Origin of the sequence: Undibacterium sp. 5I2, from assembly GCF_035019605.1 — a bacterium.
In the GTDB taxonomy this organism is placed as follows: domain Bacteria; phylum Pseudomonadota; class Gammaproteobacteria; order Burkholderiales; family Burkholderiaceae_D; genus Undibacterium.
Genome location: NZ_JASJVS010000103.1, coordinates 1 through 5,445 on the forward strand (window position 1 = coordinate 1; position 5,445 = coordinate 5,445).

A 5,445-nucleotide genomic window follows, 5' to 3' on the forward strand; every position below is an offset into this window, starting at 1 on the left:
GGTTCCTGCCAAAAGCGCGCAGGAATGACGTGGCCACCAGTCAGGGTAATGATACCGACTCAATACCCTTTTGCGACGATCCATTAAGTTGTTGAGAACCCAAGTGCCGCCTTAAATCCTTGCAGCCTGGCCCTGAGGATCTCAGATCGAACGCGCTTGCCATTGCTGCAGCCAAGCCGGAAAGTCTTCGGCTGGCATCGGTCGGCTGATGTAATAACCCTGGCCTTGATCGCAGCCTAAATTCTTCAGCAACTGCATCACCTCGAGATTTTCTATTCCTTCAGCAACCACGCGCAGCCCCATATTGTGACCGAGGTCGATGGTCGATTTAACGATCTTGCTGTCATCAATATCTTGTTCCATCTTGAGCACGAAGGATTTATCGATCTTCAATTCATCGACCGGCAAGCTCTTCAAATAGGCCAGCGAAGAGTAACCGGTACCGAAATCATCGATCGATAATTGCATGCCCATGGCGTGCAATTTGTCCAGGGTTTGGTGGGCGCGTACCGGATCATCCATGATGGCGCTTTCGGTAATTTCCAAACAAAAGGCGCTGGCCGCCACCTGATGTTCGAGCAAGATGGCGGCAAACTTATTCGGTAACTCTTGATCGAGTAAATCGCGAGTGGAAATATTGACCGACATCTTGAACTGCAAACCGGCGGCATCCCAAGCGTGACAGGTACGCGCCGCCGCTTGCATGACCCAGTGCGTGAGTTGACGGATAAAACCGGTTTGCTCGGCAAACGGGATGAATTGGTCAGGGAAAATCATGCCACGTTGCGGATGACGCCAGCGTACCAAGGCTTCCACCGCCACCACTGCGCCCGAATCGAGCGCCAGTTTCGGCTGTAAATACAGCAGGAAATGGTTCTGTTCCAGGGCGATGCGCATCTCGGTCAGCAGCGACAGGCTTTGTTGGCTGCTTTTGTCGATCTCCGGCGCATAAATGACGGCGCCATTCTTACTCTGCTTGGCGACATACATCGCCACTTCAGCATGACCGAGCAGCATTTCGGTATCGCCAGCATGGGCTGGGAAGCCGGCAATACCGAGGCCGGCACCGATATCGACGGTTTGGTCTTCGATGGAAATCGCTTGCTCTAAAGCTTGCAGCACGCGTTCGGCCAAGCCCACCGCGTCGGCCAGCGTGGCCTCGCTCAGCAAGATGGCGAACTCATCACCGCCCAAGCGCGCCGGCGCTTGGCCGGAAAGGCCGATTTCGGTGCGTAAGCGCAGTGCCACTTGACGTAGCAATAAGTCACCGAAACGATGCCCCATCACGTCATTGACATGTTTAAAACGGTCGAGATCGATCATCAGCACAAAACAACTGCCACCGCTGGCCTTGGCTTGTTCGATGGCCTGTCCGACCATGTCGGCAAACCGTGCGCGATTGGGCAGGTCGGTGAGTGTATCGTGATAGGCGAGGCGACTGATTTGCTGCTCACGCAAGGCGATCGCATCACGCATCTTGGCAAAACTGCGGGCCAGATCACCAATTTCATCTTTTTGTAGCACGCCTATGGCCACTTGATAATCGCCAATACCGAGGCGACGTGCCGTTTCTGCCAATTGGCGTACCGGACCGGTGATGCGGCGGGCGGTGATGACGCTCACCACGATGGCGAGCAAACTGCCGATTACGCTGAGCAGCAGCAAGTTCCTTTGCAGTTGCTTATAAGGAGCAACTGCTTGGCTGACCGACAATTGCAGCACTGCAATGGTACTGGCCGTGTCATTGCGTGCCAGCGGCAGTACCCGGGCGCTGTAGAGATTGTCGTCGAGCTGGAGGTCGGCGATCAGTTGCGCGTGCGTGAACGATGTTGGCAATAAGTTTGCCAAGCTGGCGGCAGCACTGGCTGGCAGGGTCGATACATTGGCTTGCCAGTGGCCCTGACTATCCGAAGTCAGCAAGCTGATTTGCATCAGCGATAATTGTTGCATGTCATCAACTATCGTTTTCCCTATCGGGATCGCCATCGCCACCCAACTGATGGTCACCGGTGCAGCAATCGGCACCATCACCATCTGATATGGCTTGCCATCGACGATTTCGATACGGCTGGCGCTGCCGGTGGCGTTGGCGCTTGGCATGAGCTGACTGACCGAGGCTTGCAAACCGGCCGCCAAGTCGGGGCTGCTGGCGGCCAGAATTTTGCCATCCAAACCGACCAGCATGCTCAGGTCGGCCCCGATTCTTTGCCCATGATTTTGAAGTGAAGAAATAATGGTTTCGGTGTCATGGCTGCCGATCGCATCGCGAAAGCCGAAATCCTTGGCCAGTAAATTAGCACCCTGTATCAATTTTTGGGCGTTTTGTTCAATCAGGCGAGTGAAAATCTTTTCATTGATTTTCAAATCTTCTTCGATCGCCGTGCGCGCATTGATATCAATCGCATTGCCGATCACGAAATACGCGACCAGCTGCACGCTCAGTAACAGACCGATGAACAAAACGATAACGCGATTTTCCAAGCTATGCAAACGCATGCTGCTTCCTCTGAAATGGTTCAAGCGGCCTTGCCATTGAGTTTAACTACGATGGTCGCAGTGCTGGCGCTATCGGTGCCGACGTTCAGACTTTGCTGTTGAGCTTCGCTGCCCGGCGCTTGCTTGTAGTACCAAGTTTTCAGCGTGTATTTTCCCGCCGGCAGGGTCGGCAAACTAGCCACCCCTTTGCTGTCAGTCTTTGCAAAATACGGGGTATTGACGACGTGGATATACGCCACCATTTGGTCATGAATATTACAACCGACGATGACGGTACCAGCTTTGTCGAACAGCAAGGGCGTGCTGGGGCGGCCGGAATACAGCTTGAGTTCGAAAGACTTAGCCGGCGAAAACGAATAGGCATGATGCTTAACCGTATCATTATTGGGAAACGAAACCATCGCGCCGGTTTGTACTACCGTCACCAGCGGCATGAACTTGCGCTCTTTTTGCTCCACCTCGGCAGCGGCTGGCTTGTTGTTGCCCAGCGACTGTGACGGCTCTGCATAGACCACCGCATCTTCCACCGGATGACCGCTGCTGTCGCTCACTTCGACCAGACGCGTGGCCATGGCGGGGGCGCTGAGAAGCAAAGCCAGCAGCAAGTTCAAACGGGTAATACTCAATCTAGGTTTGTGCATGGGCGTGCGCTTTTCAGTAAAAAATTGCATTTGGTATGAGATTTTCCGGCCGCGATCAAGACAGGCATGGCAAAATGTACTGGCAATGCCGCAAGCCTAACATTATTTGCCGCATTGAGGATTGAGCGCAAGCTTCTGTTGTGATGCTGCTGCGCATCTCGCTATGCGGTTTTTTGTCCATTTCGCCTACGGCAGGAATTTTTGCATGGAATCAATTATTAAGCATCTGGTAGAAATCACCGGTCATCGTGATCATGATTTGCTCAATATTTCAGTGGCTTCCTCGTTGCGCGAGTTGCTCAATGCCGAGTCGACCCGGGTGCTCGACGTGCTCAGCAATGGTCATCAGGTGTTACTCAAACCTAGCCTGGCCATCTTGGCCGATGGGGTAAGATTGGAGGCAGATGCAAAGTCGGTGGGTGAAGACTTGCAAGAAATACCAGTTTTGCGCGATGGGATACTGGCCAGAAAATCAGTCATCGAACAACACGATGCCCAAGGCAGTTTGATCTGGCTGCCGATCTGGAATGAAAATACCCTGCAAACGGTACTCGAAATCGTCAATCCGGCCAATCAAAACGTGAATACGATGGAAGTCGTCAATGGCATGTTGGTGGTCTATCGCAATTTCCAGAATTTACTCGACTACAGTGAGCGCGATTCCCTCACCGGTCTATTGAACCGAAAAACCTTTGACGACAGTTTTTCCAAAATCTTACGCAATCAATTTTTGGCTCCGCCGAGTACGAGCAGCGCCGACAGCGAGGAAAAGCATCACTGGCTGGCAGTGATAGACATTGACCATTTTAAACGCGTCAATGATCAATTCGGTCATTTGTACGGCGACGAAGTCTTGATTCTGATTGCCAATTTGATGCGCGCCTCGTTTCGTCCCAGGGATCGTTTGTTTCGCTTCGGCGGCGAGGAATTTGTGATCATCCTCAGTTCCAGCACGGCCGCCGAAGCCGAACATATTTTTGATCGCTTCCGTGAACATGTCGCGCAACACCCGTTTCCGCAAGTCGGCACCGTCACCATCAGCATCGGGTATGCGCGCATCGACCAGTTTGAACCGGCCGTGGCGATTGTCGGACGGGCCGATCAAGCCCTGTATTTTGCCAAAAACAATGGCCGTAACCGTAGCTGCTACTATCAGAACTTGGTCGACAGCGGTGATTTACACCACGAGCAAGCCAACGACATCGCCGAATTTTTCTGAGTTATTCCGTCCGCGCCTTGCCCCGGGCAGCAGCCGTCGTCAACATGATCACACTGGCCAAGATAATCGCCATGGCCAGCAGGGCGCGCGAAGAAATCTGCTCACCACCGAACGCCGCACCCAAGCTGACGGCAATCACCGGATTGACATACGCATAGCTGCTGGCTAAGCCAGTGCTGACCTTGGAGAGCAAAAACATATACGCGGTAAAGGCCAGCAAGGAGCCGGCCGTAACCAGATACCACCACGCGGCCAGCGCCGTCAGGTTGAACGGGCCAGGTGCCGTTTCGCCGGTGAGGCGGCTGAGCACGATCAAAAATACCCCGCCGACCAGCATTTCACTGGCAAAGCCCATCCCGCCCGGTGCCATGCGCAGCTTTTTTTGCGACAGCACCGAACCGATATCCCAACTCAGTATCGCCCCGAGCAGCAGCACGATGCCGATCGGGCGCGCGGCGAAGTCACCGTCTGAAGCCAGCAACATGGCCCCGGCAAAGCCGCAGCCGATACCCAGCCATTCACGGCGTTTGGGCCAATCGCCGAATAAACCGGAAAGGCCGGACAGGATCAGCGGCGAACAGGCGATGAACACCGCCGTCAAACCCGAAGACACATATTGCTCGGCGCAAGCGGTCAGACCGGTACCGCCGCCAAGCATGAGAATCCCGATCAGACCGCCGTCGCGCCATTCCCGCAAGCTCGGATGGCGCGCCCCGCGCCAAGTTTGCCAAGCGTATAAGATCGCGCCGGCGGCCAGAAAGCGCGTGCCTATCATCATGAACGGCGGGAACGAAGTCAGTGCCAGTCCGATGGCGAAATACGTCGAACCCCAGACGATGTAGACAGTCAGCAGGGCGAACAACACAGATTTCGGCAGGTGGCGCATGGGGTCAGAAAAAGCAGTGAGAAGAATGAGCGACAGTGTAGGGCAGTACGGCGTTTTGTGAGCGATGTTTGTTAAAATGATTGGGTAGATACCATGTCTATGCGCGATGATTGACATGGAATTTTGTTGATCAAAAATCTGACTAGGGTTTGAAACCCCGGCCTTCAGAGGCTGTCGCAAAAGCCTGATGGACGTTTTTTACA

Annotated in this window: 4 protein-coding genes; 1 reads left to right on the forward strand and 3 read right to left on the reverse strand. The window is 54.0% G+C overall.

Features of this window, described 5'->3' with window-relative positions; all coding sequences use genetic code 11:
* Positions 1-141 precede the first annotated feature (141 nt).
* Together QN359_RS19190 and QN359_RS19195 are read right to left on the reverse strand one after the other, a co-directional pair.
* Positions 142-2,496: a putative bifunctional diguanylate cyclase/phosphodiesterase gene (locus QN359_RS19190; RefSeq protein WP_322250098.1), complete on the reverse strand. Its 2,355-nt coding sequence runs from the start codon at positions 2,494-2,496 to the stop codon at positions 142-144.
* Positions 2,497-2,516: 20 nt separating this feature from the next.
* Positions 2,517-3,137 (reverse strand): methylamine utilization protein, encoded by a 621-nt coding sequence (locus QN359_RS19195; protein ID WP_322250097.1) that lies wholly within the window; start codon positions 3,135-3,137, stop codon positions 2,517-2,519.
* 205 nt (positions 3,138-3,342) lie between these two features.
* On the opposite strand from QN359_RS19195, the gene QN359_RS19200 reads away from it, so the two are divergent.
* Complete coding sequence (locus tag QN359_RS19200) at positions 3,343-4,356, forward strand: GGDEF domain-containing protein (RefSeq protein ID WP_322250096.1); 1,014 nt, start codon at positions 3,343-3,345, stop codon at positions 4,354-4,356.
* 1 nt (position 4,357) lies between these two features.
* Here the strand turns inward: QN359_RS19200 and yedA are convergent, their stop codons facing one another.
* Entirely contained in the window at positions 4,358-5,242 is an 885-nt protein-coding gene (yedA, locus tag QN359_RS19205) for a drug/metabolite exporter YedA (protein ID WP_322250095.1), read from the reverse strand.
* Positions 5,243-5,445 lie beyond the last annotated feature (203 nt).

Bases quoted from the DNA above. Each gene is read 5' to 3' on its own strand.
- QN359_RS19190 (WP_322250098.1), bottom strand. From the start codon at position 2,496: ATGCGTTTGCATAGCTTGGAAAATCGCGTTATCGTTTTGTTCATCGGT.
- QN359_RS19195 (WP_322250097.1), bottom strand. From the start codon at position 3,137: ATGCACAAACCTAGATTGAGTATTACCCGTTTGAACTTGCTGCTGGCT.
- QN359_RS19200 (WP_322250096.1), top strand. From the start codon at position 3,343: ATGGAATCAATTATTAAGCATCTGGTAGAAATCACCGGTCATCGTGAT.
- yedA (WP_322250095.1), bottom strand. From the start codon at position 5,242: ATGCGCCACCTGCCGAAATCTGTGTTGTTCGCCCTGCTGACTGTCTAC.